Annotated in this window: 1 protein-coding gene; it reads left to right on the top strand. The window is 65.5% G+C overall.

The features are described 5' to 3' along the window. On the top strand, positions 1-229 hold a 229-nt coding region (locus SB754_RS23475), incomplete at both ends, for a YebC/PmpR family DNA-binding transcriptional regulator (protein WP_410784633.1).

The following is a 229-nucleotide window of genomic DNA, read 5'->3' as shown; positions in this document are numbered from 1 at the left end:
ATGGGCGGCGCCGATGTGCAGGGCAACCCGACGCTGTACGACGCCGTTCAGAAGGCGAAGAAGACGTCGGTTCCCAACGACAACATCGACCGCGCGATCAAGCGGGGCGCGGGTATCGGCGGCGAGGCCGTCGAGTACACCACCATCATGTACGAGGCCTACGGCCAGGGCGGCACGGCGATGCTCATCGAGTGTCTGACCGACAATAAGAACCGCGCTGCGGCCGAGG

The sequence above is a fragment of the Leifsonia sp. SIMBA_070 genome, from assembly GCF_046534635.1.
GTDB lineage: Bacteria > Actinomycetota > Actinomycetes > Actinomycetales > Microbacteriaceae > Leifsonia.
The sequence above is the reverse complement of the archived record's forward strand: the minus strand, read 5'-3'. Positions and strand labels throughout refer to the sequence as shown.